The sequence below is a fragment of the Ruegeria sp. K5 genome (genome assembly GCF_056531805.1).
Genome location: NZ_JBQFML010000004.1, coordinates 232922 through 259825, shown reverse-complemented (window position 1 = coordinate 259825; position 26904 = coordinate 232922). Strand labels below are relative to the sequence as shown.

32 protein-coding genes are annotated in these 26904 nt (G+C 58.9%); 13 read left to right on the top strand and 19 right to left on the bottom strand.

Translation table 11 applies throughout. From position 1 onward, the window contains the following. Positions 1-14: 14 nt before the first annotated feature. From ACR0MO_RS13890 to ACR0MO_RS13870, 5 genes are all read right to left on the bottom strand, one after another. Positions 15-1100 carry a FliM/FliN family flagellar motor C-terminal domain-containing protein gene (locus tag ACR0MO_RS13890; RefSeq protein ID WP_480626775.1) on the bottom strand — a complete coding sequence of 362 codons (1086 nt, stop codon included), beginning with the start codon at positions 1098-1100 and terminating at the stop codon, positions 15-17. Positions 1101-1178: 78 nt separating this feature from the next. After that, positions 1179-3857 (bottom strand): sensor histidine kinase, encoded by a 2679-nt coding sequence (locus tag ACR0MO_RS13885; RefSeq protein ID WP_170454078.1) that lies wholly within the window; start codon positions 3855-3857, stop codon positions 1179-1181. Beyond that, positions 3857-4165 (bottom strand): hypothetical protein, encoded by a 309-nt coding sequence (locus tag ACR0MO_RS13880; RefSeq protein ID WP_170454080.1) that lies wholly within the window; start codon positions 4163-4165, stop codon positions 3857-3859. Before ACR0MO_RS13880 ends, ACR0MO_RS13885 begins: the two co-directional genes overlap by 1 nt. Continuing rightward, positions 4162-4542 (bottom strand): response regulator, encoded by a 381-nt coding sequence (locus ACR0MO_RS13875; RefSeq protein WP_170454082.1) that lies wholly within the window; start codon positions 4540-4542, stop codon positions 4162-4164. Before ACR0MO_RS13875 ends, ACR0MO_RS13880 begins: the two co-directional genes overlap by 4 nt. Before the next feature lie 78 nt (positions 4543-4620). Further along, positions 4621-5910, bottom strand: coding sequence for an XRE family transcriptional regulator (locus ACR0MO_RS13870; RefSeq protein ID WP_170520702.1), 1290 nt, complete (start codon positions 5908-5910; stop codon positions 4621-4623). 193 nt (positions 5911-6103) lie between these two features. Here ACR0MO_RS13870 and ACR0MO_RS13865 point away from each other — a divergent pair, with 193 nt between their 5' ends. From ACR0MO_RS13865 to aat, 4 genes are all read left to right on the top strand, one after another. Further along, complete coding sequence (locus ACR0MO_RS13865; protein WP_170454086.1) at positions 6104-6640, top strand: LuxR C-terminal-related transcriptional regulator; 537 nt, start codon at positions 6104-6106, stop codon at positions 6638-6640. A 150-nt stretch (positions 6641-6790) separates the two neighbouring features. Beyond that, a complete protein-coding gene (gene accB, locus ACR0MO_RS13860; RefSeq protein WP_170520700.1) occupies positions 6791-7288 on the top strand; it encodes an acetyl-CoA carboxylase biotin carboxyl carrier protein in 498 nt (165 codons plus the stop codon). Between the two features lie 9 nt (positions 7289-7297). Next, positions 7298-8647: an acetyl-CoA carboxylase biotin carboxylase subunit gene (accC, locus tag ACR0MO_RS13855; protein ID WP_170520698.1), complete on the top strand. Its 1350-nt coding sequence runs from the start codon at positions 7298-7300 to the stop codon at positions 8645-8647. Positions 8648-8695: 48 nt separating this feature from the next. Beyond that, on the top strand, positions 8696-9328 hold the full coding sequence (gene aat, locus ACR0MO_RS13850) for a leucyl/phenylalanyl-tRNA--protein transferase (RefSeq protein ID WP_170454091.1): 633 nt from the start codon (positions 8696-8698) through the stop codon (positions 9326-9328). Here aat and ACR0MO_RS13845 read toward each other — a convergent pair. The 6 genes from ACR0MO_RS13845 to ACR0MO_RS13820 all read right to left on the bottom strand — a co-directional run bounded on the left by ACR0MO_RS13845 (position 9283) and on the right by ACR0MO_RS13820 (position 13160). Then, positions 9283-9651: a DUF2155 domain-containing protein gene (locus ACR0MO_RS13845; RefSeq protein ID WP_170520694.1), complete on the bottom strand. Its 369-nt coding sequence runs from the start codon at positions 9649-9651 to the stop codon at positions 9283-9285. The genes aat and ACR0MO_RS13845 overlap by 46 nt on opposite strands. Then, a complete protein-coding gene (gene mlaD / locus ACR0MO_RS13840; protein ID WP_170454095.1) occupies positions 9648-10100 on the bottom strand; it encodes an outer membrane lipid asymmetry maintenance protein MlaD in 453 nt (150 codons plus the stop codon). Before mlaD ends, ACR0MO_RS13845 begins: the two co-directional genes overlap by 4 nt. Positions 10101-10112: 12 nt before the next feature. After that, positions 10113-10496, bottom strand: coding sequence for an NADH:ubiquinone oxidoreductase subunit NDUFA12 (locus ACR0MO_RS13835; RefSeq protein ID WP_170454097.1), 384 nt, complete (start codon positions 10494-10496; stop codon positions 10113-10115). Between the two features lie 78 nt (positions 10497-10574). Beyond that, positions 10575-10937, bottom strand: coding sequence for a RidA family protein (locus ACR0MO_RS13830; protein ID WP_170454567.1), 363 nt, complete (start codon positions 10935-10937; stop codon positions 10575-10577). 186 nt (positions 10938-11123) lie between these two features. Then, positions 11124-12392 carry an ATP-dependent Clp protease ATP-binding subunit ClpX gene (gene clpX, locus ACR0MO_RS13825; RefSeq protein WP_480891785.1) on the bottom strand — a complete coding sequence of 423 codons (1269 nt, stop codon included), beginning with the start codon at positions 12390-12392 and terminating at the stop codon, positions 11124-11126. 135 nt (positions 12393-12527) lie between these two features. Then, a complete protein-coding gene (locus tag ACR0MO_RS13820; RefSeq protein WP_170454101.1) occupies positions 12528-13160 on the bottom strand; it encodes an ATP-dependent Clp protease proteolytic subunit in 633 nt (210 codons plus the stop codon). A gap of 348 nt (positions 13161-13508) precedes the next feature. On the opposite strand from ACR0MO_RS13820, the gene ACR0MO_RS13815 reads away from it, so the two are divergent. Continuing rightward, the gene (locus ACR0MO_RS13815) at positions 13509-13850 is read left to right on the top strand and encodes a metalloregulator ArsR/SmtB family transcription factor (RefSeq protein WP_170454103.1); all 342 of its coding nucleotides are present in this window, start codon (positions 13509-13511) and stop codon (positions 13848-13850) included. Positions 13851-13911: 61 nt separating this feature from the next. Continuing rightward, a complete protein-coding gene (locus ACR0MO_RS13810) occupies positions 13912-14049 on the top strand; it encodes an entericidin A/B family lipoprotein (RefSeq protein WP_170454105.1) in 138 nt (45 codons plus the stop codon). A gap of 907 nt (positions 14050-14956) precedes the next feature. Here ACR0MO_RS13810 and ACR0MO_RS13805 read toward each other — a convergent pair. Together ACR0MO_RS13805 and ACR0MO_RS13800 are read right to left on the bottom strand one after the other, a co-directional pair. Continuing rightward, a complete protein-coding gene (locus tag ACR0MO_RS13805) occupies positions 14957-15406 on the bottom strand; it encodes a hypothetical protein (protein ID WP_170454107.1) in 450 nt (149 codons plus the stop codon). A 129-nt stretch (positions 15407-15535) separates the two neighbouring features. Further along, positions 15536-15856 carry a hypothetical protein gene (locus ACR0MO_RS13800; RefSeq protein ID WP_480891783.1) on the bottom strand — a complete coding sequence of 107 codons (321 nt, stop codon included), beginning with the start codon at positions 15854-15856 and terminating at the stop codon, positions 15536-15538. Between the two features lie 595 nt (positions 15857-16451). Here ACR0MO_RS13800 and ACR0MO_RS13795 point away from each other — a divergent pair. After that, positions 16452-17459, top strand: coding sequence for a P63C domain-containing protein (locus tag ACR0MO_RS13795; RefSeq protein ID WP_480891780.1), 1008 nt, complete (start codon positions 16452-16454; stop codon positions 17457-17459). A gap of 61 nt (positions 17460-17520) precedes the next feature. Here ACR0MO_RS13795 and lepA read toward each other — a convergent pair whose 3' ends face one another. Continuing rightward, entirely contained in the window at positions 17521-19320 is a 1800-nt protein-coding gene (lepA, locus tag ACR0MO_RS13790) for a translation elongation factor 4 (protein ID WP_170454113.1), read from the bottom strand. An 88-nt stretch (positions 19321-19408) separates the two neighbouring features. Here lepA and ACR0MO_RS13785 point away from each other — a divergent pair, with 88 nt between their 5' ends. From ACR0MO_RS13785 to ACR0MO_RS13770, 4 genes are all read left to right on the top strand, one after another. After that, complete coding sequence (locus ACR0MO_RS13785) at positions 19409-20164, top strand: hypothetical protein (protein ID WP_480891777.1); 756 nt, start codon at positions 19409-19411, stop codon at positions 20162-20164. An 89-nt stretch (positions 20165-20253) separates the two neighbouring features. Continuing rightward, positions 20254-20547 (top strand): hypothetical protein, encoded by a 294-nt coding sequence (locus ACR0MO_RS13780; protein ID WP_170454117.1) that lies wholly within the window; start codon positions 20254-20256, stop codon positions 20545-20547. Between the two features lie 164 nt (positions 20548-20711). Then, positions 20712-21020: a hypothetical protein gene (locus ACR0MO_RS13775; RefSeq protein ID WP_170454119.1), complete on the top strand. Its 309-nt coding sequence runs from the start codon at positions 20712-20714 to the stop codon at positions 21018-21020. Between the two features lie 64 nt (positions 21021-21084). Then, complete coding sequence (locus ACR0MO_RS13770) at positions 21085-22038, top strand: LysR family transcriptional regulator (protein WP_170454121.1); 954 nt, start codon at positions 21085-21087, stop codon at positions 22036-22038. On the opposite strand, the gene ACR0MO_RS13765 is transcribed toward ACR0MO_RS13770, so the two are convergent. Continuing rightward, positions 22035-22478: a low molecular weight protein-tyrosine-phosphatase gene (locus ACR0MO_RS13765; RefSeq protein ID WP_170632995.1), complete on the bottom strand. Its 444-nt coding sequence runs from the start codon at positions 22476-22478 to the stop codon at positions 22035-22037. The two genes, ACR0MO_RS13770 and ACR0MO_RS13765, sit on opposite strands and share 4 nt — an antisense overlap. Before the next feature lie 28 nt (positions 22479-22506). Here ACR0MO_RS13765 and ACR0MO_RS13760 point away from each other — a divergent pair, with 28 nt between their 5' ends. Both ACR0MO_RS13760 and ACR0MO_RS13755 read left to right on the top strand, forming a co-directional pair. Continuing rightward, positions 22507-23199, top strand: a complete 693-nt coding sequence (locus ACR0MO_RS13760) for an NAD-dependent deacylase (RefSeq protein ID WP_480891773.1) — start codon at positions 22507-22509, stop codon at positions 23197-23199. A gap of 45 nt (positions 23200-23244) precedes the next feature. Then, positions 23245-23853, top strand: a complete 609-nt coding sequence (locus ACR0MO_RS13755) for a DUF308 domain-containing protein (RefSeq protein WP_170520676.1) — start codon at positions 23245-23247, stop codon at positions 23851-23853. Between the two features lie 102 nt (positions 23854-23955). Here ACR0MO_RS13755 and ACR0MO_RS13750 read toward each other — a convergent pair whose 3' ends face one another. The 4 genes from ACR0MO_RS13750 to ACR0MO_RS13735 all read right to left on the bottom strand — a co-directional run bounded on the left by ACR0MO_RS13750 (position 23956) and on the right by ACR0MO_RS13735 (position 26860). Then, positions 23956-24447, bottom strand: coding sequence for a copper chaperone PCu(A)C (locus ACR0MO_RS13750; protein WP_480891769.1), 492 nt, complete (start codon positions 24445-24447; stop codon positions 23956-23958). Between the two features lie 43 nt (positions 24448-24490). After that, positions 24491-24841 carry a hypothetical protein gene (locus ACR0MO_RS13745; RefSeq protein ID WP_480891766.1) on the bottom strand — a complete coding sequence of 117 codons (351 nt, stop codon included), beginning with the start codon at positions 24839-24841 and terminating at the stop codon, positions 24491-24493. 406 nt (positions 24842-25247) lie between these two features. Then, a complete protein-coding gene (rpmB, locus tag ACR0MO_RS13740; protein WP_170454133.1) occupies positions 25248-25535 on the bottom strand; it encodes a 50S ribosomal protein L28 in 288 nt (95 codons plus the stop codon). Between the two features lie 191 nt (positions 25536-25726). Next, entirely contained in the window at positions 25727-26860 is a 1134-nt protein-coding gene (locus ACR0MO_RS13735) for a Hint domain-containing protein (RefSeq protein ID WP_170454135.1), read from the bottom strand. Positions 26861-26904: the final 44 nt, after the last annotated feature.

Sequence of the window (26904 nt, the reverse complement as noted above, 5' to 3'; positions counted from 1 at the left end):
TTGCGGCCCTTCGGTCACATCGGATCTGCGCCATCATCCGGGCCGGTCAGGCCCGCCAGTTGCGAGATTTCCGCGACCATCTGATCCGAATCCGCAAATGAAAGATCGGTGTCCAGCGGATCGGGAATTTCGGTGACATTGGGATATGGGGTGACATCCACTGCGTCAGCGCCCCGGTTCGGCGTCCCGGCGCGGCTTGCGATGAAATCTTGTGCTTCAATATCGGACAGGGCGGGCAAAGCTGCGTGTTCATTGATGCGGACGGCCCGCAGACCGCCACTTTGCCCAAGTCGCCCCACTGCAGCCCGCGTGCGATCGATCGCCAGAACCTCGGTGCGATCAAGACGGGCCCGTTCCAAGGGCAAAACGTCACCAATCCCCAGCCCTGACAAATCGGACAGCGGCACATTCATACGGCACAGCACGGCGTTCAACTCGGCCCGCACAACGCCCGAGGATTGCTCAAGGCGTGCCCCCGCATCCGGTTGCGCCCCGGCATCCTCTTCGACGTCGCAGGGGCGTTGAGGCAACAGGATTGCGATATGGCCCTGCCGGACCCCTCCGGCCAGATCGATTGTCAGTTCGAAACCGCAATAGACCTCTTCCACCAGTGTCAGGCAAAGCGACCGCAAATCCCCGGCGCGGGCCATATACTCGTAACCGGTCAGGTCGACCTCTTCCTCTACCATCTCGGCCAGTTCCGCAGCCTTGACCAACGCTTCTTCCACCAAAGGTGCAACCATTGCCGCATCGGTGTTGGTGAAGGCGCGCGCCTCGGGCGGTGTGGCGGAGAGCTGTCCAATCGTCTGGGTCTGCACAATTGCCGACACAGTGTTCGGGTCCAGACAAGCTGCGGCAACCCCGTCAGGACCCCGGAAGAACAACAGCAACCAATCGTCGCCCACATCCGCAACCAGATCGGCAGCGGGCTGGTTGGACTGTTTGGCCCCGATAACCGCCAAGGGCAGGTTCAGCCGATCCGCTGCGGCCCGCGCAAAACCCAGACGCAAGGCCCGCAGAATCGAGCGGGGCCGGTTCTTCAAATCCTCCCGCCCCGCTGAAAGCTTGCGCGCCAAAGCCGCATTCACAGTCTGTGCCATGCCCAAAGTTCACCAATTTGTCGTGTCCCTGACCACTGGTGTAACCCGGCGAGTGTTACGAAGTTCTTTAGACGACCCCTACTGCGCCGCCTGCTGATAGGCCAGCGGCAGGCTGACACGAAATGCGGCCCCGCCCTGCCCCGGCAGATAGGTGATCTCGCCCCCCAGTCGCTGCATGATCTCGCGGCAGATCGCCAGACCCAGCCCTGCGCCCCCGGCCTTGTCGGCGCCGACACGGGCGAATTTCTCGAAAACCAGCGATTGCGCCTCGGCGGGGATGCCGCCGCCGTTGTCGATGAAATCGATCACCAAGCGCCCGCCGACATCATGGGCCGAGATAGTCAGAACAGGCTCGTCCGCATCGCAGTATTTTTGCGCATTCGAGATCAGGTTGATAAACACCTGCCCCAACCGATCCAGATCGGTATGCAGAGCAAAGCGTTCGGACGTCCGGCTGCGACGCACGGTCAGGCCCCTGTCCGACCCGGCCAGGGCACTGGACACCGCGCGATCCAGAATTGAACGCAAAGTGCCTTCACCCATGTTCAGATTGACCTGCCCGTTTTCCAGAACGCTCAGGTCCAGCAGGTCGTCCAGCAATCGGGTCAGTCGCAGCGCCTCGTCATGAATGATCGCCGCATAGCGCGTTTGCTCTTCGGCGCTCAGCCCCTCGGTGTCGCGCATGATCTCGGAAAACGCTCGGATCGACGTCATCGGCGTACGCAATTCATGGCTGACCTGGCTAAGGAAGCTGTCTTTTTGTTCAGACACCAGCGTCAGCTTTGTGTTCGCTTCACGCAGTTGACGGGCGGTACGGCTCAGCTCGGCCGATTTCATTTCCAACTGGCTGGAATATTCAAGCAACTGAGCGGATTCGTCGGCCACAGCCAGCAGATCCTCGACCGACACCGACGCGCCACCGACGATCTGGCCAATCATCGCATGGGCCGTCGCCGCCCCGACGGAACCGCTGAGTTCCCGCTCCAGCCGGTTCAGGAAGCCCGGCGTCGGTTCGGGCATGTGCGAACGGGCCCCTTGTTGTTCCGCTTCGGCCAGAAAGAACTCCTGCGCGGGACCTGTGCCCAGAATCCGCTGGGTCATGATCATCAGGTCTTCGCTTTGCGCCACCGATCCGGTCCACCCGCGCGGGGCGACGGAATGATCAAAGACGTTGACGAACTGCGCGCCTTGCAGGCGTTCCAGCGGGCTGGGAAAGCTGAGCAGCGAGGCAACGCAGAATGCGATTGTGTTCAGGGACATCGACCACATCACGGTGTGGACCATCGGGTCCATTCCTTCGATGCCGAACATCGCCTGCGGGCGCAGCCAGCTGATCCCGAACGGCCCGTAGTCCAACACCGACTGCGGCATCCAAGCCCCGCCCATCCCGGGTAGAAGCAGCGTGTAAATCCACAGAACAAACCCGACCGACAGCCCAACCAAAGCGCCCGTCCGCGTCGCCCCTCGCCAGAACAGGCCACCGACCAGAGCGGGCAGAATTTGTGAGATACCGGCGAAGGCGATCAACCCGATCGAGGCCAGCGCCGCGCCACCCCCGGACAGGCTGTAGTAGAAATACCCCAGCGCCATGATAACCGCGATGGATACGCGCCGCGCCATCAAAACGATGTTGCGCACATCGCCTGAAACCGAGCCCGCGCTTTCATGGGTATTCAGCCAGATCGGCATGACCACATGGTTCGATACCATCGTCGACAAGGCCATGGCCGTCACGATCACCATCGATGTGGCCGAGGAAAACCCGCCGATAAAGGACAACATGGCCAGCCAGTCATTGCCCTGAGACAGCGGCACCGTCAGAACAAACAAATCCGGGTTTGATCCGGGCGGCAACAGGTCCAGCCCGACGACAGCGATGGGGACGACAAACAAGCTCATCAACAGCAGATACAGCGGAAAGGCCCAGGCGGCGGTTCTCAGGTGGCCTTCGTCGTCGTTTTCCACGACCATGACCTGAAACATCCGTGGCAGGCAGACGAAGGCGGCGGCAGACAGAAAGATGAAGGTGGTCCAGCGCCCGGCATCCACATGCCACTGGCCAATCTCGGACGCATCAATCTTGTCCATCATCGGACCGATGCCGCCAGCAATGCCCCAGACAACGAAGACGCCAACCGCAATCAGGGCAAACAGCTTGACCACGGATTCAACCGCAATCGCCATGACCACGCCATGGTGGCGCTCATTCGCATCTAGATTTCGGGTGCCAAACAGAATGGCAAAGACGGCCAGCCCGGCGGCAACCCAGAACACGTTCGACCCGCCACGATAGAGGCCCGAGGGATCAGCCTCGACAAAGATCGAGAAGGACAGCGTGATCGACTGAAGTTGAAGGGCGATATAGGGTGTGCCGCCCAGAACGGCCAGAATGGTGACGCAGACCGCCAGCGTATTGGATTTGCCATAGCGCGACGACAAAAGGTCCGCGATGGATGTCACCCGCTGGCTGCGCCCGACGCGGACCAGTTTACGCAATCCCCACCACCAGCTGACCATCACCAGCGTCGGGCCCAGATAGATCGTCACATATTCCAACCCGGATCGGGCCGCGTTACCGACCGCGCCGTAAAACGTCCAGGCGGTGCAGTAGATCGACAGGGACAGCGTGTAGATCAGAGGTGAGCGTAGCCACTTCCCCTTCCCTGCCGCAGCCATTCTGTCGGCGGCAAAGGCAACGCCGAACAACAGCACCACATAGCCCAAACTGACCAGAATCAGGATGTTGAGCGTGGCCATCACTCGGCGTCCGCGTCAAAGTCGCCGCGCATGCCCAAACGACGGGCGGTCAGGCCAAAGATCAGGCCAACGGCGATCAGAAACCCCCAGCAGATGAAGATGTAGAACATCGCCGAGGACAACGGCACCGCCTGATCCCCAGACGCCCGGTCAGGCCACAGCAACGGGATCGCCAGCAACGCGGCCCCCATGAAAGGCAACAGCCGCGCCGCGTCGGTCAGCCTGCGGCGGCGATAGCTTTGGCGTCCCAGAAACAGCGAGGGGCGTGTGCCTTTTGGCTTGGGGTCGGTCTCTTCCGGGGGGCTCATAATCGGGATGCCTGCGCGTGCAGATCCCGCACCGCAGTCAGCACCTCTGCATTGGAAAAGGGCTTGGTCATGAAGCGGCTGACACCCGCATTCTCGGCCATTTCCCGATCCCTGGATTGTCCGCGCGCGGTCAGCATCAGGATCGGCAGGCTTTGCATGTCGTCCAGGTCTCGCAAGTCGCGCAGAATATCCATGCCACTTTTCCCGGGCAGCATGACGTCCAGAATCACAAGGTCCGGGTTCGCTGCCCGGATCACCTGAACGGCGTCTGCCCCATCGGCATGTGTTTCAACCTGCCACCCTTCGCGGGTCAGCAGAAATCGGATTGCCTCAGCTATGTTCGGCTCATCCTCGATCAACAGAACCTTGCGGCTCATATTTGCAGTTCCTCCCCATGGCAACTGGCGCACAAAGCCCGCTGCCACCGCCAGATTAAGCGTTCAGTCAGGATACTGTCAAAAGCCTTCGTTTAGAATCGAAGGCTCGCGCCGGGATGCACAGTCTTTGCTGGGGCACACCCGGCAGTTTGCCCCAACCCGGGTCGAGGCGACACCCTGTACCCCATCCCCGACCGGGCGCACCAACATCGCCGAGCGATAAGCAGGGTCCTGATCGTATCCGGGCGTTGAATGAAGCCAGGCATAGGCGTGGCATTCAAATTCAGCCGAACTGCGCCCAAGCTGCGCGATCTGCTTTCGAACCGGTACCAAGGGACGGCTTAACGCGGTGAACAGCGGCCATAAAGGGCAGGCCTCGCCATGTCGCGACAGAACAAAACCGGGAAGCGGCTTGAAGAACAGGATGCTGCCGGATGCGTCGCACAGAACCAACCCGGCCGGGCGGTGCAGTACACTTTCCGGCAGAAAGGCCAACCGCCGCAGAACCGTTGCAACATCGACCGAGAACAGGCGGGCCAGTTCGATTGGGTCGGGCTCTTTCTCCTCCATCAGCTTTTTAAGCTGGGCAAGCGGCATCGCCCTTGCGTCCTGTGCGCACAGGTCCAGAACCTCGCGCGCCACGGTGCGCGCGGCGGCTGTGTTTAGCCCGTCCAGATTGACATCGGCGGACCCGCCCTCCTCGAGTTCGGGGAAACTGTAACCGCGTGCAGCAAAATAGCTTTCGACCTCTTCCAGGGGTACGCCCCGCGGGTCGGTGGCCGAGTCGCTTTCGTCCAGATAGGTCACCAGCGCCTTGGAGCTGTCGGCCAGCCGCTCGGCATCCTGATGAAGGTTCTTGTGAAACCGCTCCTGCCACTCGGCATCAATGTCCTGCGTGTCAGCCAGAATGCCCGCCGTCGAGCGAATCGCGGCTGCCGTCGACAGAACCTCGTGCATCGCGGCCGCCAGATGCGGGTCGTGGGTCAAACGGTCTGACAGGGTTTCTACCGTCCGCTCTAACGAGATCACCCGCTGATGCATTTGCGCCAAAACACCCGCCCAGCCCGGAAAGCGCCCGGCGAATTCCTCTAGCCCGTCAACCTCAGCCTCTTGCCCGACCGCATCAACCGCCGCCTCTCTTAAGGCCGAGATCAGCGTGGCCTCGATCCCCTGCGTCAGCAGCGATGGCTCAACCGCCAGTGCCCCGGCAATATCGACCAACAATTTGCCCCCGATCCGGCGGCGATTGTGCTCGATCAGGTTCAGGTAGGACGCAGAAATTCCGACACGACGCGCCAGTTCAGCCTGCCGCAGCCCGGCAATCTGGCGCCGTTCACGTATGCGGCTTCCGGTAAGAGTGTCGCGCATAGCTCCACCTCCTGAGCGCTGCGAATGATCCAGTTGTTTTCAGATTATTCTATTTTTTGCATTCAGTTAAGTCGTACTTTTCACTATGGATTTACAGCTTTGACACCGACGGCAAAAAGCACGATGGCGCAGAATATCCGGCGACTGCGCAAGGCCCCTTCTAATCCACCTCAATTCCCGGCACCATAAGACCATGAGCGACCCCGCATTCGAATACGCCCCCATTGGTCTGGTTGAACTGGAAAACCGGATCATCCGGCGGTGCAATCTGCAATTCGCACGCACCTTCGGGGGCGAGGAAGTCGATTATCGCAACATGCCGCTTTTGCATCTGTACCCTTCGGTCGCTGATTGGGAACGGATCGGGGAACGCAGCCTGCAGGTGATGCGCAGCACCGGCTATTATACCGACGAACGGGTGATGCGTCGGCGCGATGGCGATCTGTTCTGGTGCCGGGCGCGAGGACGGTCGCTGACACCCGACGACCCGTTTCGCCATGGAATCTGGAGCTTCTCCGATATCTCTGAAGAGCGCCCCCTCGTCGAGTTGACCGTGCGCGAACGCGAGGTCGCAATCCTGTCCTGCCGGGGTCTTTCGGCAAAAGAAATCGGCATGGAACTGGGGCTGAGCTACCGCACGATCGAGGCCTATCGCGCCCGCCTGCTTGAAAAATTCGGGGCGCGTAAACTGCCGGAACTGGTGGCGAAACTGTCAGGCATGCCCCTGTGACGCGAAACTGCCTGTGCAGCAGGGGCAAAAGGTTCGTTTTCTCCTGTCAGACTGCGCTTTTCATGACCGGTCGCTTGGCTTATAACGCTGCGTAATCATACCAAAGCCCGCGCGAACAGACGGGCCAAAGGGGAACCGTCGAGGACACTCATGACAGATACCAAACACGAAGCGGATGTGGCGTTCATCAAGGCACTGGCCGAATTGCTGCGCGAAAACGACCTGACCGAACTGGAAGTCATGCGCGAATATGGCGACGACGACAGCCTGAATGTCCGCGTCAGCCGTGCGGCTCAGGCGGTTGCCGCCCCGGTGCAGGTTGCCGTTCCTGCGGCTGCACCCGTCGCACCCGTTGCCGCAGCAGCCCCGGCCGCCGCGGAAGCCCCCGCCGCACAGGAAGATCCGGCCAGCCACCCCGGCGCTGTGACGTCACCCATGGTCGGCACGGTCTACATGCAGCCCGAACCTGGTGCGCCTGCCTTTATCTCGGTCGGTGCGTCCGTGTCCGAAGGCGATACGCTGCTGATTGTCGAAGCGATGAAAACCATGAACCACATCCACGCGCCCAAATCGGGCACCATCAAGCGTGTTCTGGTCGGCGATGGCGATGCTGTGGAATTCGGCACCCCTCTGGTCATCATCGAGTAAGGCGGGCCCATGTTCGACAAGATCCTGATTGCCAACCGAGGCGAGATCGCCCTGCGCGTCATCCGCGCCGCGCGCGAGATGGGGATTAAGACGGTCGCCGTGCACTCCACCGCCGACAGCGACGCGATGCATGTGCGCATGGCAGACGAATCGGTGTGCATCGGCCCTCCGCCCAGCCCGCAAAGCTATCTGTCGGTGCCTGCAATCATCTCGGCCTGTGAGATTACCGGCGCGCAGGCGATCCATCCCGGCTATGGCTTCCTGTCCGAAAATGCCGAGTTCGTGCAGATCGTCGAAGACCACGGCATCACCTTCATCGGCCCCACCGCTGAACATATCCGCGTCATGGGCGACAAGATCACCGCCAAGGACACGATGAAGGAACTGGGTGTGCCTTGTGTTCCCGGCTCGGACGGTGGCGTTCCCACGCTGGAAGACGCCAAACGCATCGGTGAGGAATTCGGCTATCCCGTCATCATCAAGGCCACCGCAGGTGGCGGCGGCCGCGGCATGAAAGTCGCGATGAACGCCGCCGAGATGGAAAGCGCCTTCATGACCGCCCGGGCCGAAGGCAAAGCCGCCTTTGGCAATGACGAGGTATATATCGAGAAATACCTGACCACGCCGCGCCATATCGAGATTCAGGTCTTCGGCGACGGCAAAGGCAACGCCGTCCATCTGGGCGAGCGTGACTGTTCCCTGCAACGCCGCCACCAGAAGGTGTTTGAAGAGGCCCCCGGCCCCTGCATCACCCCCGAAGAACGTGCCAGAATCGGCAAGATCTGCGCCGATGCGGTGGCCAAGATCAACTATATCGGCGCGGGCACCATCGAGTTCCTGTACGAAAATGGCGAGTTCTATTTCATCGAGATGAACACCCGCCTGCAGGTGGAACACCCTGTCACCGAAGGCATCTTTGGCGTCGATCTGGTGCGCGAACAAATCCGCGTTGCAGCTGGTGAGCCGATGTCCTTCGGTCAGGACGATCTGGAAATCAACGGCCACGCCATCGAGGTTCGGATCAACGCCGAAAAGCTGCCAAACTTCTCTCCCTGCCCCGGCAAGATCACCGCGTATCACGCGCCGGGTGGTCTGGGCGTACGGATGGATTCGGCGCTGTATGACGGCTATTCGATCCCACCCTATTACGACTCGCTGATCGCCAAGCTGATCGTTCAAGGCCGCGACCGGGCCGAGGCTCTGGCCCGTCTGGATCGCGCTTTGGGAGAGTTGATCGTGGACGGCATCGACACAACCGTGCCCCTGTTTCACGCGCTGTTGCAGGAACCCGACCTGCATAGCGGCGACTATAACATCCACTGGCTGGAGCACTGGCTTGCGGAGAATATGGGCGAATAAAGTCGCAAGGCCGGACGGGTCCACCCGTCCGGGCTCCGGGCATATCCGATGAGCCTGACCCCTGAACTTCTGCTGCATGGATATTCCATCGGCATTTTTCCGATGGCCGAACATCGGGATGACCCGGACCTGTTCTGGGTCGACCCGAAACTGCGGGGCGTGTTCCCGCTGGACGGATTTCACATCTCACGAAGTCTGGCCCGGCGTATCCGTAATTGCGGTTTCGACGTCACTATCAACCGGGATTTTGCCGCAGTCGTCGACGGCTGCGCCGACAGGGCCGACACCTGGATCAACGCCGAACTGCGAGATCTCTATAGCCAATTGCATCAGGCCGGCCACGCGCATTCGCTTGAAATCTGGGACCATGACCAATTGGTCGGCGGCGTTTACGGGGTTGTTCTGGGCACAGCTTTCTTTGGGGAAAGCATGTTTTCGCGCCGCACCGATGCCTCAAAAATCGCCCTGGCCTATCTGGTCGATCGGCTTCGCCAAACCGGGTTTCAACTGTTCGATACCCAGTTTCTGACGGCCCACCTTGCCTCACTCGGGGCCATCGAAATACCGCGCAGCCGCTACAGGAAAGCATTGGAAGATGCGATCAGCGCCAGCGCCGATTTTACGGCCCCGATAACTCAGTCGGCTGGGGGTGTGATACAGCGGATCACCCAGACATCGTAACGCGCGTGATCCAAAGCGTTCAGCGCGGGCGACGTGGCGATCATCCAACCATCAAACAGCTGATCGGCTTTGCCCGTTTCCCAGATCGTCAGATAGGCAAAGGCATCGCCCGTCGGGTTGTCCGCCGGATAGCGGCAATCCCCTAGTGCGACGTCCAGACCAAACACCGGCTGAGTCTCGCCGCTTTGCATTTCGACATCGACCGTCTGACCGCTGACCTTGTCCAGGCCACGCAGCATCGCCCCGGGCCCGGATTCAACCTTCTGCTGTGCCGCCGCGCCCGTCGCGCAGAGCAGCAGAGCGGTCAGCGCCAGCCCCCTCATTCGCCGCCGTCTCCGGCAACGAATTTGACCAGCAATGAGATCAGGCTAACCGCGCCCTGTGTGTCCTCAATCTCGTCCCCTGGCTCAAAAAAGAACGGAGAGCCGCCGGGCATCACCTCGACAAAGTTGCCACCCAGCAACCCCTCGGACGAAATCACAATGGCGCTGTCATCGGGCACCAGAATCCCGTCAGAAATCGTGAAGGTCGTATCCGCACGGTACGTGTCCGCGTTTAGTTCAACACCGGTTACGGTGCCGATCTTGACGCCAGCCAGACGGACATCGGTGCCAACACCAACCCCTTCGAGCGAGCGGAAGGACGCGCCCAACTCGTAACCAGTGCCGCCCTGGGACAGGCCGGTCGATTGGCTGGCATAAACGCCAAATGCAACGGCAACGGCCAATACGGCGCCACCGACGAAAACTTCGGTCCAATTATGGGTCGACATTGCTCGCCTCTGCTATTCGGGGCTCCAGGCCTCGTAATCTTTGCGCTCGACCGGATCAGGCCTGCGCAACGATCCTGCCGGAGTGTATGCCAATGCAGTGCCCGTCAGGTTTTCCTGATGCGGCTTTTCCCAGGATTTGTGGGGCAGCGGCTTGTCGGTCGGCGGCTCATCCCAAGTCCGGTGCAACCAACCGTGCCAGTCCGGATCAACGCGGCTCGCCTCTGCCTCACCGTTGAAAATCACCCAGCGTTTGCTGTCATCCGCATTGCGGTAAAACACGTTGCCTTCATTGTCTTCACCAACTTTGACACCTTTGCGCGCTGTATAAAGTTTCGTGTTCAGGGTCGCCCCGTTCCACCAAGTCACAGCCTGCAAAAGAGTGTTCAGAAGTCCCATAGGTGATCTCCGGCGTGTTCGTCAGGCAAGATATGACCGAAAGGCGGGCAAAGGTCCAGTACCACCCGCGTGACTGCGTCACTCGGGCAAGAATGCCGTCACTTCGATTTCAATACGGTATTTCGGATCGATCAGACCACACTCGATCATCGTCGCCGCCGGAGGGTTTGCGCCAAAGGTTTCGGCCAGAATGGGCCAGCAAGGTTCAAATTCATGACGATCCGGCAACATGTAGGTGACGCGAACAACGTCTGAGAATTCCGCTCCGGCCTCTGCCAGTGCTTTTTCTATGATGGACAACGCAGACCGGCATTGTGAGACAACGTCATCTCCCTGCCCGACGGTCCCGGCAACATGTACCCAACCACCTGCAACCACGGCGCGGCAATACCCGGCCTTGGCTTCGAATTCGCCACCTGAAGAAATACGTTTCACTGCGATCCACCGTACCGAGAACTTAAAAGGACTCCACCACGCAAACCGGATTCATTGCGAGGCTCTGCCTCGCGCTCCGAGATATTTTTAGCCAGATGAAGAAAGGATCCGCACTTCTTCTGTTTCAAAATACCTCGGGGGAATCGTGGCTTGCCACGATGGGGGCAGAGCCCCCCTGAACCGTCGCTTGGGTTAACCTGCGGATGCAGATTCCGGTGCTGCATCTGCGTAAATGATCAGGGGCTGCGCGTCCGAACTGACCGCCTCTTCATTGACGACAACTTCGGTCACGTTCTTCATGCCCGGCAGCTCGAACATCGTATCCAGAAGAATATCCTCAAGGATCGACCGCAGTCCCCGCGCGCCCGTTTTGCGTTCGATCGCTTTCTTGGCAATCGCCTTCAGCGCATCGTCCGTAAAGCCAAGCTCGGCATCTTCCAGTTCGAACAGGCGCTGGTACTGCTTGACCAGAGCGTTCTTGGGCTTGGTCAGGATGGTGACCAGAGCATCTTCGTCCAGATCTTCCAGCGTCGCCAATACCGGCAGACGGCCGACAAATTCCGGGATCAGGCCAAATTTCAGCAGATCTTCAGGCTCGAGATCCTTGAAAATCTCACCCACGCCGCGGTCATCATTGTCACGCACATCGGCGCCAAAGCCCATGGCCGAACCCTTGCCACGTTGCGCAATGATCTTGTCGAGCCCCGCAAAGGCCCCGCCACAGATGAACAGGATGTTCGTGGTGTCCACCTGCAGGAACTCCTGCTGCGGGTGCTTGCGCCCCCCTTGCGGCGGAACGCTGGCCACGGTGCCTTCCATCAGCTTCAACAGCGCCTGTTGAACACCTTCGCCGGAGACGTCGCGCGTGATCGAGGGGTTCTCGGACTTTCGGGTAATCTTGTCGACCTCGTCGATATAGACGATACCGCGCTGCGCGCGCTCGACATTGTATTCGCTGGCCTGGAGCAGTTTCAGGATGATGTTCTCGACATCTTCACCCACGTAACCGGCTTCGGTCAGCGTGGTTGCGTCCGCCATGGTAAACGGTACATCCAGAATACGCGCCAGAGTCTGTGCCAAAAGCGTCTTACCGCAGCCCGTCGGGCCGATCAGCAGGATATTGGACTTGGCGAGTTCAATATCGCTGCCCGCTTTCTGGGCGTGGTTCAGACGTTTGTAGTGGTTGTGCACCGCCACGGACAGCACGCGCTTGGCGGTGGCCTGACCGATCACGTAATCGTCCAAAACCTCGCAGATATCCTTGGGCGTCGGCACACCATCGGATGACTTCAGCCCGCTGGCTTTGGTCTCTTCGCGGATGATATCCATGCACAGCTCGACACATTCATCACAGATGAAAACGGTCGGTCCTGCGATCAGCTTGCGCACCTCATGCTGGCTTTTTCCACAAAAGCTACAGTAGAGCGTGTTTTTGCCGTCACCGCCTGAATTCGTCGACATGATCTACCTTTCGGGCTTCGTCCCTGCGCCCCTGTCTGCCGGGGCGCCCTTGCGCATGTTCGTGCAGCTTAGGCCAGCACTGTGGCGGCTACAATCTCAAAATGACCCCCGCGCGATGGGCGCGGGGTCCGTCTCTTAGGCCTCTTCCGTGTCCATCTTGGCACGGTTTTCAACGATCTCGTCGATGTGGCCCCATTCTTTCGCCTCTTCCGGGCTCATGAAATTGTCACGATCCAGCGCCTTTTCAACCGCCTTTTTGGTTTGGCCGGTATGACGCACGTAAATGTCATACAGACGATCCTTCAGCTTTTGCGTCTCGGCCGCGTGGATCATGATATCGCTGGCCTGGCCCTGATAACCACCACTGGGCTGGTGCACCATGATCCGGCTGTTGGGCAGCGAGAACCGCATCCCCTTTTCACCACCGGCCAGCAGAACCGACCCCATCGAGGCCGCCTGACCGATCACCAGCGTCGAACATTTCGGCTTGATGTACTGCATTGTGTCGTAGATCGACAAACCGCTGGTCACCACACCACCCGGCGAGTTGATGTAGATCGAGATTTCCTTGTTGGGGTTTTCCGCCTCAAGATGCAGCAGCTGGGCCACGACCAGATGGCTCATCCCGTCATGGATCGGACCGTTGATAAAGATGATCCGCTCTTTCAGCAGACGCGAGAAGATGTCATATGCGCGCTCGCCCCGGCTGGTCTGTTCGACCACCATGGGGACAAGCGTATTCATGTAGGTGTCTACTGGATCGAACATTCGTAACCTGCCTGATTTGCTATGGTTCGGGAGACTATCCCAACAAGTATTACCCGAGTCTTAGTGTCGCCACTGGGGGGCTGCAAGGGGGGCTGCAAACATCGGCCCCCGATTGTGGAATTGTTGGTGGTTTGCGACGGCTGACATGCCTGAAACCGACCTGTTCCGCGAATGCCTCTGGATCATAAGGGACAAGGGTTACGATAAATTCCCCTTACATTCATCACGACATTTTGATTCATGCATATAGGAAAATACGTCCAAACTACGTAACAGAGTGTTTCGCACGCAAAGCACTTATGGAATGAAAACAACGCCCGCTCATCGGGCCTGCAAGGAAAAGAAGTGATGGCCCTTCCCCAGCTATCTTCGGACATGACTCGAGATGATCTAGACCGAATGGTCGACAATGCGACCCGCGCCTCAAACTTTCTGAAGGCGATCAGCCACGAAGGTCGGTTGATGATCCTGTGTCATCTTGTGTCCGGCGAAAAATCTGTAACCGAACTGGAAGAGTTGCTGTCCGCCCGTCAGGCCGCCGTGTCGCAACAATTGTCCCGGCTGCGGTTGGAAGGTCTGGTCTTGCCGCGACGCGAGGGCAAAGCCATTTACTACCGGCTCGCGGATGATCGCCCCCGTAAGATGCTGGAAACCGTCTACGAACTGTTTTGTCAGGACGACGTTGCCTAACGCTGGCCCGTCGTTGGAAAAGGTGCTACCGAACACAGGATCGAGCACTAAGGAGACAAGCATGATCCGCGCAATTCTGATTGGCCTGAGCCTGTTTGCACTGACCGCCTGCGAAACAGCCAAAGGCGCTGGTAAAGACATTGAAAAGGCCGGAGACGCGATCCAGAACGCCGCGACCGACGTTCAGGAAAGCATCTGACACGCCCAGCATATTGCGGGATCGCGTAGAATTGCATCAACATCTTGTTGAAAACCTGATCCGAAGGCGCTAGGCTGACAAGCATAGGTGCATAGACGCGGCATTGCATTTCTGACGTTAAGACGGGGTTCTTTCGTTCGCGCGAAAGAACCCCGTTGCCATTTGCGGGGTCGTAAGTGGTAGCCTGTATGGAACCCTGATCTGGAATAGGAAAAGGCGTCAGGTGCGCAGACGCGGTCTTTGCATGCATCCTTTCGGACACTCCTGACGCCTTACCGGTCCGACTTGCCCCGAGGGGTGCGTCGATCCAGTTACCTCAGCCCCTTGCGAAACTGCGGCTGCCGCTTTGAACCCGAAGGCCTCCGCAGCGCGCCTGAACCGTTTAAGACGTTGATCTCTCACCACTGGGCGGACACCCAACACTGACCGATCACCGCCTGGCAAACCTTTGCAAACTAAACAAAATCCTAAGATCTGCTCAACTTGCTCCGGCCACCTTGGCCCTTGCGCCCCGCCGCCCTATCCGAAGAAGTGCTGCGGTAATAAGACTGTTACATTGCGCCCTGTTTCCGGCAAGAAAATAGCACTGCAGCATGGAAATTAGACGGGGATAACCTGTTGATATCTGGCTGGAGGGCGATGTGGATAAATCGAGAAGTTTTGCAACCGCGCAGGCTTGGTGCCGGAAAAGTCGAAACACCGGACGCAGGCCCAAAAATCACCCGATGCTGCAGGTGCGAACTTGAAAACAGACGGTCACGCAGCCGAATCCACCCCAAAACCGCCCCGAATCGAACGACTCGGGGCCGTTGATCTGAGAAGCGTTCCGACCTGACCTTAGCTACCTATTACAGGCCGCCGGAATGGACGGCAGGTACCCCCTACATGCGATCAGGCCGGAAACGCTTCAGTTCACCTGTCGTTCCAGAACGGTGCTGTAGGTCGTTCCGGTCCGCAGGCTACGGAAATCCGCATAGATCCTGCCATCCTCATAGCGCGCATCGATCAGCGCGTTCACACCGACGGCTGGCTCGGCCGAGCTTTCGACGATCCCGATCTTGCCCGAGCCGTCCTGACTGATCGAACCGGTCGCCTCATACAGCGTCCAGTCATCCATCGCATTGCGCCGCCACATGCTGGGGCCCCAGAACACGTTGTCCTGCTGCGTCTGGATCTCCAGCACCCATTCCGACTGGTTGAAGCGTGGCGCATCGCCTGTGGCCGCGTTCGACGGCGACACGGTCGTCTGGCTGGCCGTCCAGGTGCCGCGTAGATCGGGCGTGGTGTCGGCAGCCGCGCTGCCAAGGGCAAGGGTCGAGGCCAAAGCAGCCGCTCCGGCAGTCATATATCTGGTCATGGTCTCTCCTCCGTCAAATCGTGGCCGTCACTGGCCTTGTCGAACAGATTGGGACAGGGAGAGGCGGTTACAACTTACCTAAAGGAAACTTAACGGCAGGCTCAGCTTGGCGTTAGATGACGCGCGTCCTCAGGCCCAGGCCAGCGCGGTGCCGAGGATGACCAGACCGATACCTGCCGCCTCGCGATACGAGAAGTTCTCGCCAAACAGAAAGAACGAGGCGATGGCGATCAGGATGACCTCAGCCCCCAGAATGCCGGTATAGATGATGCCCAACCGCTCCTCGCGCAGCGCAGCGAGTTCCAGCGTCGCGCCCGCCAATAACGTGGCGACGATCAACAGGCCGAGGCCGACACCGGGGATTTTCCACCAGAACTTCATCGCGATCATGGCAACGGAATAGAGGCCAGCCGACCCGAGGGCGATGATAGGGATCATTGATGCGGACATCTGCGCCTCCTGCCGAGAGTTCCGTAGGGTCAAGCATAGCAGAAGGGCGCGTTTGGGGCTGTGAGGTTGGTCACATTGGGCCGGGGTGATGGGTGTTCACACCCATACTACGCAGGGTAGGTGTTCACACCCACCAAACTACCCGTAGGGCGGGCTTCAGCCCGCCACCCCACACATTACGCGTTTGTTTGTCCCGAACTCGAATGGCGGGCTGAAGCCCGCCCTACGGAGGCGCAATGGTTGATCAACAGAACGGAGGGCAGCGCCGATCCGAGGGGGTGAGGCCCGTCTCGAGAACGGTCCGGGGGACCGTTTCAGGGCCGAACGGGCGGAGCCCCCGAGGCACAAACGCGCCGCCCGTTTAGCCGGAGGCAATCCTCTGGTTTGACGGGGGCGGATCATGCCGAAGGCATGCTTTCAGCATGACGCGGCCCGGCGGTTCCGCCGGGCGGGTTGCTCTAACAACTCAGGGCTACGTCAACGCCACCTTACATTAGCAAGCATTCCTGCGTTCAAATTTAGACATGCTTGCTACCAAACAGCAAGCATGCTATCTAAGCACTCAGCAAGCATACACCTCAAAGAGGATAGAGTAGTGACCAACACACCACAAAGCGATGGCGGCAAGGCGCGCGCCAAGAAGCTGTCCAAGCAAGAGCGCAGCGAAATTGCTCGACGTGGGGCGCAAGAAAGATGGGCCAAGGAGAAATCCTTACCCAAAGCGACACACGGTTCGGCTGACCGACCACTGCGAATCAGCGAAGCTGAGATCCCCTGTTACGTGCTCGACGATGGCAGACGTGTACTGTCGTTGCGCGGCATGATTGTTGCGCTCGGGATGTCCGGCGGCAGTTCCAGCGGCGGCGAAGGTGACCGTTTGGTTCGGTTCACTGACGGAAAAACGATTTCACAATTCGTGAGCGAAAAGCTTCAAAATAGGATTGCCAATCCTATTCGCTTCAGATCTCCGCATGGTGGCGGTTCGATTACAGGCTATGATGCAGAATTACTTCCCGAAATCTGCGAAGTGGTTTTGTCCGCTCGCCAAGCGGGCGCACTGCAAAAACAACAGCTTCATATTGCGCAACAATGCGAAGCACTTGTTAGAAGTTTTGCAAAACTAGGCATCGTCGCCTTGGTCGACGAAGCAACAGGCTACCAAGCTGAACGCGACCGTGAGGAATTACACAGAATTCTGGAAGCCTATCTTGCAGAAGAAAGGTTGGCATGGGCTAAGAGGTTCCCTGACGAATTCTATAGACAAATTTATCGTTTGCGGAATTGGCGATGGCCACCTGCCGGTCGTGCCAAACCCCCTATTTTGGGACATATAACCAACGACATCGTCTACGATCGATTGCCGCCGGGCGTGCTAGACGAATTGCGCAGGCGCAACCCAACAAAAGAAGATACAAAACGCAGACAATGGAAGCATCACCAGTTTTTGTCTGAAGACTTCGGCCAAGCAGACTTGCGTGACCATCTGCTGCAAGTCATTGCGGTCATGAAAGTTTCTCGAACATGGGATGGGTTTAAACGCAATTTCGACGATGCGTTCCCTAAGCCCGGGACTCAAATTGAGATGCAGTTGGAAGACGACTAAATCTTGTGCATCCTTAGGTGCAACGCCTCTCCAGCTTCTAACAAAATGAAGATAGGCAGCCTTAGCTGTCCATCTTCAATGCAGAAATAAACGCCTCCTGCGGGATATCGACCTTCCCGAACTGACGCATCTTTTTCTTACCCGCCTTCTGCTTGTCCAGCAGTTTGCGTTTCCGGGTGGCGTCGCCTCCGTAGCACTTCGCGGTCACGTCCTTGCGCAGCGCCGAGAGGGTCTCGCGGGCGATGACCTTGCCTCCGATGGCGGCCTGGATCGGGATTTTGAACATGTGGCGCGGGATCAGGTCTTTCAGCTTTTCGCACATCGCCCGGCCCCGCATCTCGGCCCGGTCGCGGTGAACCATGGTCGACAGCGCGTCGACCGGCTCGTCATTCACCAGCACCGACATCTTGACCAGATTATCCTCGGTATAGCCGGTCATCTGGTAGTCAAAACTGGCGTAACCTTTTGTTACGGATTTCAGGCGATCATAGAAATCGAACACAACTTCGTTGAGGGGAAGGTCGTAGACAACCATCGCGCGTGAGCCCGCATAGGTCAGGTCCAGCTGAATGCCGCGCCGGTCCTGGCACAGTTTCAGCACGTCGCCCAGATACTCGTCCGGAACAAGAATGGTCGCCTTGATGCGCGGTTCTTCAAGGTGGTCGACCTTGGACAGGTCCGGCATGTCGGCGGGGTTGTGCAGCTCGATCATCTCACCGTCTTTCATGTAGACGTGATAGATCACCGACGGCGCCGTTGTGATGAGTTCGATATTGTATTCGCGCTCAATGCGGTCGCGGATGACCTCAAGGTGCAGAAGGCCCAGGAAACCGCAGCGGAAGCCAAAGCCCAGCGCGGCCGAGGTTTCCATTTCGTACGAAAACGAGGCGTCGTTCAGCGCCAGTTTCTCAATCGCGTCGCGCAGATCTTCGAATTCGGCGCTGTCCACGGGGAAGAGGCCGCAGAACACCACCGGCTGCGCGGGTTTGAAGCCGTCCAGCGCTACTTCGGTGCCGTTGCGATCATTGGTGATGGTGTCGCCGACGCGGGTGTCGCGGACCTGTTTGATGGATGCGGTCAGAAACCCGATCTCACCGGGGCCTAAGGACTCAACCATCTCCATCTCGGGCCGGAACACGCCGACGCGGTCGACGTGATGCAGGGTGCCGTTCGACATGAACTTGACCCGCATGCCCTTTTTCAGCGTGCCGTCCATGATGCGGACCAGAACGATCACGCCCAGATAGGCGTCGTACCACGAATCCACCAGCATCGCCTTGAGCGGCGCGTCCAGATTGCCCTGCGGCGCGGGCAGTTGGGTGACGATGGCCTCGAGCGTCTCGTGGATGCCCTGCCCCGTCTTGGCGCTGACCTGAATGGCGTCAGTGGCGTCGATGCCAATCACATCCTCGATCTGTTCGGCCACGCGGTCACAATCAGAGGCTGGCAGGTCGATCTTGTTCAGCACCGGCACGATCTCATGATCGGCGTCGATGGCCTGATACACATTCGCCAGCGTCTGCGCCTCGACCCCTTGGGTCGAGTCCACGACCAGCAGCGACCCCTCGACCGCACGCATGGACCGGCTGACCTCATAGGCAAAGTCCACGTGGCCGGGGGTGTCGATCAGGTTCAGCACGTATGCCTCGCCATTATCGGCGGTATAGTCGATGCGAACCGTGTTGGCCTTGATGGTGATGCCGCGCTCGCGCTCGATATCCATGCTGTCGAGCAACTGCTCCTTCATGTCGCGATCCTTGACCGTCCCGGTCTCTTGGATGAGCCGGTCAGCAAGGGTGGATTTGCCATGGTCGATATGCGCGACGATGGAGAAATTGCGGATATGAGCGAGGTCTGTCATGGGTTGGGGATATGTAGAGGAATCGTGGGTTGGTCAAGGCGTCATGTTAGCCGAAACCTAGCAAGCTATCCGGAAAAATGGGGGGCCAATGATTGCATTTGATGACCTAGTTTTTCAGCAAGCAAGGACTGTCGCGAGCAGAGAGAGTTTGCGAGCGCTGGGTCTGTTCAGCGCACCAACCGGCTCGGATGCTTTTGGTGAAAACGAACTCGATACTTGGCTACTCGTTGTACTGCGTTCGCTGATCAATTGTGTCGCGGGGGATGAAGATTCTGCGCTCTTCGCTCTGGATCACATGAGACGACATAGAAAGGCTACTAAGCGTGCGCCAGATAAAGAGGCAATTGTTGATCTGAAATCCATAGCCTCAGTAGCTGAAGAAGTTTTATTGGGCTTTTGTGCGCCGGGCTTCAGCGTCAATACCGATCAAGATGACTCGGTCGTCGCACTCGCTGACGGAATTTCGTCGGTGTTACCCGGCTCAATAGGTTGGAAATCTCTTCGCTATAGTAACAACGAACTTATCCAGTTTGTGCCTCCAGCGGATCTCGATTTTAGGATTCCACTCTGGGCCAACGATGACGCAACAGCAGAAGAGCCAGATCAATGGATACTCTCCAACCAACCTCAAACCGCACCGCTACTAAGCTATTGGAGCTACGATGAGAAAATATGGGCCTTTTGGCAAACTTGGTATCGAGGATTTGTAGATGGCTCGCCAGTTGATGTGGCACTCCAACGCCGGATAGCTCAGATTCACGATACAATTTGGAAAACGGGCCCAAAGCGGTTGCAGACGAAATCGAACGCATTCAGGCTCAGCTCCGGGTCGAGAGCGCACTAGAAAGTCTCAAGGGCAGCTTCAAAGTTCAGACCTCTGCACGCCATGGCATAGGAGGGAACAACCCTCCTGAGAGCATTCAAGACAAGCATTTGTCTAGTGCTGTCACACTGATTTGGGATGCGGAGAAAAAACTCTCGAAGGCTTTGGAGCAGGAAAATCCTGCTCGCGAGTGGATCGAAGCCATTCTGGATAAACTAAAATCCGGGTTGACTAGTCTTCTCAAATGGTGCGCGAGGAAGGTCAATTTGGCTGTTGGCACCGCAATCGTGGTTGGAACCACCAAGGGCGCAACGGTCGTTGTGGATGCCTACATTGCAAAACATCCAGAGAAACTCGAAGCCTTGATTGAAGCCATCGAACGGTGGCTACCATTCCTATCCTAACGGGTGCCGGGCTGAAGCCCGGCCTACGGGGTGAGGTGTCTTCGGCTCGTGCAATCACTTTTTCGATCCACCCAATTGATCCGCTCCCCACTTTGATTCATACTCCGCCGCAGACCGAGAGGGGCACAAGACCCGTCCGGGCAGGCAAAAAACGAGGCTCGAGTATGAAACAGTTCCTCTTAATCGCATTTTGTGCGACGTCGCTGACGGCGGTTGCTCCGACTGTGGATGCATCGCAGATCAAACGGGCATGTCTGGCGTCAGATCGTCAGGCGGCGACGCGGGATCGGTGCAGTTGCATTCAACGCGTGGCGGATCAGGCGTTGACGCGCAGCGATCAGAAAACCGTCTCGAAATGGTTCGAAGACCCCCATCAGGCGCAGGAATTGAAGATGTCGCGCACGGCGCGCGATGATGCGTTGTGGGATCGGTATCAGAACTTCGGCCAAATGGCGCAGGCAATCTGCAGCTAAGCGCTTCCCCTTCTTGACCTGACGCCCGCTGCCCCTCAGAAAAGGCGCAGCGAAAGGACGTTGCATGGTAATGAAAGGGTTGACCCTGCGCGGTCTCGAAGTGTTCGAGGCGTTGGCGCGGACGGGATCGGTGGCGCAAGCGGCCGAGATCACGGGGCTCAGCCAGCCTTCGGTCAGCCAGCAGTTGCGCAATCTGGAAAAGGCTCTGGGCACCGATCTGGTGGATCACGGGCGGCGGCCCATGCGCTTGACGCAGGCCGGGCGCAGCTTCCTGTCGCGGGCCGAAGCGGTTCTGGCCGAGCTGCAAATGGCGCAAAGCGAACTGACCGTGATGGATTTGGGGCATCTGACCACGCTATCCATCGGGTTGATCGACGATTTCGACAATGACCTGACACCACGGCTGGCCACCTTGCTGGCCGACAGCCTGACCCGGTCGAAATTCAAGCTGATCACCCTGCCCAGTCTGGACCTGTTTGCCGAGCTGGACGCGCAGCGACTGCATCTGGCGGTCTCGGCCCATAGCGGCGAAGTGCTGGAAGGTGTGGTCGAATACCCCCTGGTTCAGGATCCGTTCATTCTGGTGGCCCCTAACGGCGCAGGCTCAGCGGATGCCGTTGTGCAGGAGCTGCCATTCCTGCGCTATGCGCGCGAGCAACTGATCAGCCGCCAGATCGAAAGCCATGTGGCCCGACAGCAGATGGAGTTCGAGGAACGGTTCGAGATCGGCTCACATCTGGCGCTGATGGCCATGGTGGCGCGGGGGTTGGGCTGGGCGATCACGACACCGCTGGGCTATATGCGCGCAACGCGGTTCCATGATGATCTGCAGGCCCATCCCTGCCCGTTTGGCGCGTTTTCCCGAACAATCTCGCTGTTCACGCGGACAGATTGGTCCGATCAGGTTCCGCAAGAGGTCGCCGGGATGATGCGGCGTCTGATGCAAAGCCAGATCATCGATCCCGCCATGGCGAAACTGCCGTGGTTGAGCGGTCAGCTGAAGGTTATGGACGGTTAATCGCCCAAATGGTCCACAAGGCCGTCAACCGCGAGCTCGATCAAATCCAAAGCCCCGTCGAAATCCCGCGTGTAGTAAGGGTCAGGCACGTGATCCGCCCCTGTCTGCGGTGCGAATTCGGTCAGCAGCCGTACAGGGGTCTCATTGCCTAATGGACGCAGGACTTCGATATCGGCGATGTTGTTCGCGTCCATCCCTACGATCAGATCGAACCGGTCAAAATCCTCTGCCACGAACTGGCGCGCGCGCAGATCGCTCAGGTCGATGTTGCGCGCGCGGGCCGTCTCTTGCATCGGGCCATAAGGCGGGCTGCCGATATGCCAGCCCGAGGTTCCGGCACTGTCGGACATGTATTGAGGGGCACGGGCGCGAAACACGCCCTCGGCCGCAGGGGACCGGCAGATATTGCCCAGACAGACAAAGAGGATACGGTGTGTCATAACTCATCTCTTAACGCGCCGAGGACATATGGAAAAGATCGTCATTCTGACCGGGGCCGGTATTTCCGCCGAAAGCGGGCTCAGCACGTTTCGCGACGAAGATGGGCTGTGGGCGCAGCACCGGATTGAAGATGTCGCAACGCCAGAGGCCTTTGCCCGCAATCCGGCCCTGGTTCAGGGGTTCTACAACGCTCGCCGTGTTCAAGCCGCGCAGGTGCAGCCCAACGCAGCCCATCACGCTCTGGCCCGGCTACAGCGGGACTGGCCCGGCGAGGTCGTGATCGTGACGCAGAACGTCGATAGCCTGCATGAGGCCGGAGGGGCCGAGGGCGTCATCCACATGCACGGCCTTTTGGCTGGCGCGCTGTGCGCCTCTTGCGGACATCGCTGGACCGCGCCGCCCGAGATGGCCGTGACCGAGCCCTGCCCGGCCTGCAACGCCCCTGCCGCGCGGCCCGATGTGGTCTGGTTCGGTGAGATGCCCTATCACATGGATGACATCTTCGGCCATCTGGCGACAGCCTCGATCTTTGCCACAATCGGAACATCCGGCCAGGTCTATCCCGCCGCTGCTTTTGCGAGCGAGGCACAGGCATTCGGGGCGCATACGATCGAGATCAATCTCGAACCCACAGACAACAGCTTTGATGACAGGCTGGTCGGCAAGGCAACCGAAACTGTGCCGCTATGGGTTGATCGGCTGTTACAGGCCAAGACATAACAAACCATCTATAAGCGGACCACATAACCAAAGCGAGACCACGTCATGACAGACCAAGATCCCCGAACCGGTGAAATCATGGACGAAGGCAGCATGGCGGACCGCGACATGCTCAGCGCGCAATTGGCCAGCCTGTGGTGGACCTTTCTGCTGCGCGGGGTGCTGGCCGGGGCTGTGGGCATCGCCGCCCTGTTCTGGCCCTCGGGCAGTATCGCCTTGTTGCTGAGGCTGGTGGGGGCGTTGCTGATCCTGGATGGCGCGTTGACATTGTTCGGTGTTGGGCGTCGGGGGCTGCTGGGCGGGGCCGCCATTGGCGGTGTTCTGATCGGTCTGATCCTGATGATCTGGCCCGAAGGCACCGTCAAACTGGCGTTTTTCCTGTTGGGGGCTTGGGCGCTTATCATCGGCATCGGTTCATTGGCGGCAGCCGGTCAGATGCACGAACGCGACCCACAGCGCGGCTCGATGCGCGGGTCGGGGTTTGCTGCACTGATTGTCGGGTTGGTGTTGATGATCTGGCCCGCCATTGCGCTCGTGGCGCTGGGATGGGCCATCGCGTTCTCGGCCCTGGCCATTTCAGCCGTCATGGTCTGGCTGGCGATGCGCTTTCGCAATGCCAAAAGCCGCGTGGGACTAAAGACGGTGAACCGCTGAACACATACTCACCAACACCAGCCACAAACGACAACAGGCCGGGCATCGCCCGGCCTGTCGCATGGATGACGGCCGCGGAGCGGCCCGAAGACAGGCGACGTCTTAGTTCGACTCCGATCCGTGCTCGTGCTTATGATCGTGGCCGTGCTTATCCTGACGCTCCAGATCGACCGGAACCTCGATCACAATCTCGCCCGCTTGTTCGAAAACCAGCGTGACCGGAACCGTCGCGCCCTGTTCGAACGGCTCTTTCAGACCCATGAACATGACGTGGTCACCACCACGTTTCAGCATGTGCGTTTCACCCGCCGGGATGACAAAGCCCTCCTCGACATGGATCATCTGGGCGACCCCGTCATCGTTGATCTTGTGCGTATGCAGTTCGACCCGGGCCGATACATCCGAAGTGACACTGACCAGACGATCATCCGTGTCGCCGGTGTTCTTGATCATCATGAACGCCGCCCCCGCCTTGGCGGCCTTGCCTGCAGACCGGGCGTAGGCGTCGTCGACAACAATTGTGCCCTCGGCAAGGGCAGGACCAGCCAGAATGGCGGTTGCAAGGGCAGCAAACAGAGTGGTTTTGAGGGACATCTTACGTCTCCTTTTTCTCGCGATTTGAGTTTTTTGGAAAAAGTCAGACGATCGAAGGAGGCGCGCGCGCCGGTGTTTGCGGAACAGGCAGTGCAATCAGGCTTTCTGCGACCCGTAAAAGGGGCGGCAATTCGGGCAACGGGGCTTGGGGCAATGACGGTTGCGCAATCGCAACCGCCCCCAGCAGCGTCAGCGCATAGTCGGGACAATAGTGCGGGGGTGCAGTAGGTTGCCCGTTCTCGTCCATGTAAACGACAACCGGCCCGTTTCCGGTGCACAGCACCATCTGACCCACAGCCTTGTCCACGCCGCGCGAGACGGCGACACCCTGTCCGGTCAGAACCACAAACAGGGAAAGCACAATGGGGAACAGGCTATGAACAGCAGATCTCATCCTGATCCGCATATAATTCACAGACAGAAAACGCTTCAAGCGCCAAAGGGTCGCGCTTGAAGCAGATCTTAGTAGTCCAGCCCGGGCCGTTTGACGGTGCCCTTGGTCAGGCTGGTGTGGGAATGATTCACCCGGCGTTGCATACGGGTACAAGCCAAGTATGCCTTTTTGAAAACACTGGTAAGCAACAGAAAAATATAGAAACTTTTAAATGACATCGGACGGCCCCCGCCAGAAGAATATCCCAACGGTACGTCGCGCCCGCCTGACTGTATGTGAACTAGTTCACGGTTCGGAGATTTTATTTCCAAATCGTCAACAATAGCGCCACGCCAGAGCACCCCTAACACAGAAAAACCCCGCACCAGACTGGTACGGGGTCAAGAATGCTTGGCAGTGGAAGCAATCAGGCCGAGGCTTGCGCCTTGGCGATTTCCTTCTTCACTTTCAGTGCGTTCGCCGACAGATCTTCGTCCTTGGCTTTGGCCAGGAACGCGTCCAGACCACCGCGGTGGTCAACCGAACGCAGAGCAGCAGCCGAGATGCGCAGCTTGACGCCACGGCCCAGAGCTTCGGACTGCAGGGTGACGTCGTTCAGGTTCGGCAGGAAACGACGCTTGGTTTTGTTGTTGGCGTGGCTGACATTGTTGCCAGTCATCGGGCCTTTTCCGGTCAGTTCGCAACGGCGCGACATGGTTTCTTCCTTTGTTTCTGGAGGCCGGGCAAAATGCCTGCGGCCAAATCACAAGGGGCGCAACCCGAAGTCGCGCCCGAAAACTGGTTGGATGCGTGTAGTGGGAATCGCAGGAAGGGTCAAGACAGCCAGCACGAATTCTTTGCACTATGTCAGCACGCACCGCCCGGCCCCCGGAACCTGTATCGGGATCAAGGGCGTTGCAACAGGGGTTTGTTGTTTTTCAGATGCCGTGCCACCAGTTTCATCTGATGCCGCCCCTTGGGCACAAAGCGCGCCAGATCCGACTGGTGGTTTATGTCCGCCAGTTCCGGGAATATCCCGAAAATCTCGGCCCGCGCGTCGCGGCTGAGGGATTTCAGCGCCTCGGGGCCGGTGAAAAGGCTTTCGGTCGGTGCGCCTTCGGCTTCGATGATTTCATGCCGGTCGAAGAGAAGGTGAAAATACTCAACCTCCTGCACCTCTTGGTCCACAAAAATACCGGGCAGCGCAGTCAGTTTGATCGCGGGGATCAAAACCTCGGCCGCGCCAAACATCCGTTGGGCGATCTCGGACTGCACCAGCATCCTGTGTTGCCGCGACACCAAAAGGTCCCGGTCCGGCACCCCTTGCCCCAAGGCACCGGCCAATATCCGAACCGGACGCAGCTTGGGGTCACGCTCCATCGCCGCCAGGTCGAACCGCCTTCTGCCCGCCCAGCGGATAGCCTGCAGCCCATTGCCAATGGTGAGAACCATGTCACCGGTCGCTAGGGTTTGAATAGGGCGGTTCCCCTGATCCGTCCGGATCAGGGTATCGCGTGTGAAACAAGGGAAGCCGGCCCCGTTTTCGAACGCCGAATATGTGACAGTCGTGCCCGATGGCAGCGTAAACGATCCGCTGGACAGGGAATAACTGGTCCCTGCCACAACCGTGATCGTCCCGAATGTGCTGTCATTGATCACCGTACCTTCCGGCAGGTTCAGCGTATCGGTGCCCCCGCCGCCATCAATCGAACCCGATACGGTTGAACTTTGAAAGTCCAGCGTGTCGTTGCCATTGCCCAGATTGATGTTCGAGATGTCCGATCCGCGCACAATGACGGTATCGGCCCCGCCTCCGCCGCCCACGGTTCCCACGGTACTGCCGGTGACTGTGATATCGTCATCACCGCCCCCACCGCCTACGATGCCAACAACCGTGCTGTTGGTGACCGTTATCTCGTCATCACCGCGTCGGCCGCGAACGTTGTCAATCGGCGTTCCCTGCGGCGTGCCGTTCAACGTCCCGTTGTCATCGGTGACGTCGATTATGTCATTGCCATTGGTGCCGCGAATATTGGGCATGGTCGGCAGTTCCCGTCTGTCAGCTTAGCACCAGACAAAACCGC

What these genes read in the sequence shown, in the direction of transcription:
- accB (WP_170520700.1), top strand. Translation starts at nt 6,791, where the DNA reads ATGACAGATACCAAACACGAAGCGGATGTGGCGTTCATCAAGGCACTG.
- ACR0MO_RS13890 (WP_480626775.1), bottom strand. Translation starts at nt 1,100, where the DNA reads ATGGCACAGACTGTGAATGCGGCTTTGGCGCGCAAGCTTTCAGCGGGG.
- ACR0MO_RS13880 (WP_170454080.1), bottom strand. Translation starts at nt 4,165, where the DNA reads ATGAGCCCCCCGGAAGAGACCGACCCCAAGCCAAAAGGCACACGCCCC.
- ACR0MO_RS13785 (WP_480891777.1), top strand. Translation starts at nt 19,409, where the DNA reads ATGATTGCATTTGATGACCTAGTTTTTCAGCAAGCAAGGACTGTCGCG.
- mlaD (WP_170454095.1), bottom strand. Translation starts at nt 10,100, where the DNA reads ATGTCGACCCATAATTGGACCGAAGTTTTCGTCGGTGGCGCCGTATTG.
- lepA (WP_170454113.1), bottom strand. Translation starts at nt 19,320, where the DNA reads ATGACAGACCTCGCTCATATCCGCAATTTCTCCATCGTCGCGCATATC.
- ACR0MO_RS13885 (WP_170454078.1), bottom strand. Translation starts at nt 3,857, where the DNA reads ATGGCCACGCTCAACATCCTGATTCTGGTCAGTTTGGGCTATGTGGTG.
- ACR0MO_RS13745 (WP_480891766.1), bottom strand. Translation starts at nt 24,841, where the DNA reads ATGAGATCTGCTGTTCATAGCCTGTTCCCCATTGTGCTTTCCCTGTTT.
- ACR0MO_RS13820 (WP_170454101.1), bottom strand. Translation starts at nt 13,160, where the DNA reads ATGTTCGATCCAGTAGACACCTACATGAATACGCTTGTCCCCATGGTG.
- ACR0MO_RS13835 (WP_170454097.1), bottom strand. Translation starts at nt 10,496, where the DNA reads ATGGGACTTCTGAACACTCTTTTGCAGGCTGTGACTTGGTGGAACGGG.
- ACR0MO_RS13735 (WP_170454135.1), bottom strand. Translation starts at nt 26,860, where the DNA reads ATGCCCAATATTCGCGGCACCAATGGCAATGACATAATCGACGTCACC.
- ACR0MO_RS13810 (WP_170454105.1), top strand. Translation starts at nt 13,912, where the DNA reads ATGATCCGCGCAATTCTGATTGGCCTGAGCCTGTTTGCACTGACCGCC.
- ACR0MO_RS13755 (WP_170520676.1), top strand. Translation starts at nt 23,245, where the DNA reads ATGACAGACCAAGATCCCCGAACCGGTGAAATCATGGACGAAGGCAGC.
- ACR0MO_RS13875 (WP_170454082.1), bottom strand. Translation starts at nt 4,542, where the DNA reads ATGAGCCGCAAGGTTCTGTTGATCGAGGATGAGCCGAACATAGCTGAG.
- ACR0MO_RS13765 (WP_170632995.1), bottom strand. Translation starts at nt 22,478, where the DNA reads ATGACACACCGTATCCTCTTTGTCTGTCTGGGCAATATCTGCCGGTCC.
- ACR0MO_RS13845 (WP_170520694.1), bottom strand. Translation starts at nt 9,651, where the DNA reads ATGAGGGGGCTGGCGCTGACCGCTCTGCTGCTCTGCGCGACGGGCGCG.
- ACR0MO_RS13750 (WP_480891769.1), bottom strand. Translation starts at nt 24,447, where the DNA reads ATGTCCCTCAAAACCACTCTGTTTGCTGCCCTTGCAACCGCCATTCTG.
- ACR0MO_RS13815 (WP_170454103.1), top strand. Translation starts at nt 13,509, where the DNA reads ATGGCCCTTCCCCAGCTATCTTCGGACATGACTCGAGATGATCTAGAC.
- aat (WP_170454091.1), top strand. Translation starts at nt 8,696, where the DNA reads ATGAGCCTGACCCCTGAACTTCTGCTGCATGGATATTCCATCGGCATT.
- accC (WP_170520698.1), top strand. Translation starts at nt 7,298, where the DNA reads ATGTTCGACAAGATCCTGATTGCCAACCGAGGCGAGATCGCCCTGCGC.
- ACR0MO_RS13800 (WP_480891783.1), bottom strand. Translation starts at nt 15,856, where the DNA reads ATGTCCGCATCAATGATCCCTATCATCGCCCTCGGGTCGGCTGGCCTC.
- ACR0MO_RS13805 (WP_170454107.1), bottom strand. Translation starts at nt 15,406, where the DNA reads ATGACCAGATATATGACTGCCGGAGCGGCTGCTTTGGCCTCGACCCTT.
- ACR0MO_RS13870 (WP_170520702.1), bottom strand. Translation starts at nt 5,910, where the DNA reads ATGCGCGACACTCTTACCGGAAGCCGCATACGTGAACGGCGCCAGATT.
- ACR0MO_RS13760 (WP_480891773.1), top strand. Translation starts at nt 22,507, where the DNA reads ATGGAAAAGATCGTCATTCTGACCGGGGCCGGTATTTCCGCCGAAAGC.
- rpmB (WP_170454133.1), bottom strand. Translation starts at nt 25,535, where the DNA reads ATGTCGCGCCGTTGCGAACTGACCGGAAAAGGCCCGATGACTGGCAAC.
- ACR0MO_RS13775 (WP_170454119.1), top strand. Translation starts at nt 20,712, where the DNA reads ATGAAACAGTTCCTCTTAATCGCATTTTGTGCGACGTCGCTGACGGCG.
- ACR0MO_RS13770 (WP_170454121.1), top strand. Translation starts at nt 21,085, where the DNA reads ATGGTAATGAAAGGGTTGACCCTGCGCGGTCTCGAAGTGTTCGAGGCG.
- clpX (WP_480891785.1), bottom strand. Translation starts at nt 12,392, where the DNA reads ATGTCGACGAATTCAGGCGGTGACGGCAAAAACACGCTCTACTGTAGC.
- ACR0MO_RS13865 (WP_170454086.1), top strand. Translation starts at nt 6,104, where the DNA reads ATGAGCGACCCCGCATTCGAATACGCCCCCATTGGTCTGGTTGAACTG.